An 810-nucleotide genomic window follows, 5' to 3' on the forward strand; every position below is an offset into this window, starting at 1 on the left:
CAACGTAGATTGCGCTGCGCCCTCCACACTCATCCGCTAAGTCCGAACGGTATCCAGAGCTTCGAGCTCGCATCAGCAAGGTTGGACGGATGCAGTGACGATCAGCAACCCAAAGGAGGAGATGATGAGCACTGTTGTTGGCATCGACATCGCCAAGCACACCTTCGATATCGCCACGCTTCAGGCCAATGGCAAACACCGCACCAAAGCCAAGCTGGCCAACGACCCGAAGGGGTTTGAAGTGCTGCTGCAATGGCTGAACGAACACGCTGAGGCGCAGGCCTGGATCGTGATGGAAGCGACCGGCATTTACCATGAGGCCTTGGCTGAATGGTTGTATGAGCGCGGTTATCAGATCTGCGTGCTGAACCCCGCTCAGATCGCGTTCTACGCCCGTAGTCAGTTGCAGCGAGTGAAGACCGACAAGGTCGACGCCAAGTTGATTGCCGATTATGGCCATCGGCATCAGGAAGAATTGCGTGCCTGGAAGCCGGAACAGCCCTCGATCAAGCGTCTAAAGGCGCTGACACATCGCCTCAAGGACCTGCAGGAACTGGAGCAGATGGAACACAATCGTCTGGACGTGACGAGCGATGCCAAGGTAGCCGCGTCGATCCAGTCGGTACTCAGACATATTCATCAGCAGATCGCCGATACGCTGGAGGCGATCAAACAGCACGTCGATGACAACGATGACTTGCGAGGGCAGCGCGACCTGCTCAAGAGTATCGATGGCATTGCCGACAGAACGGCTGCGTTGTTACTGGCGGAGCTGGGCGATGTACAGCGCTTCGAGGGCAGCCGAGCCGT

The 810-nt window shown here is 57.2% G+C and carries 1 protein-coding gene; it reads left to right on the forward strand.

All coding sequences use genetic code 11. The features are described from left to right. Positions 1-124 precede the first annotated feature (124 nt). Positions 125-810, forward strand: a 686-nt coding sequence (locus DNK34_RS25265; RefSeq protein ID WP_165497456.1) for an IS110 family transposase, incomplete at its 3' end; no start/stop codon positions are given.

This window comes from Phytopseudomonas dryadis (assembly GCF_004327355.1).
In the GTDB taxonomy this organism is placed as follows: domain Bacteria; phylum Pseudomonadota; class Gammaproteobacteria; order Pseudomonadales; family Pseudomonadaceae; genus Aquipseudomonas; species Aquipseudomonas dryadis.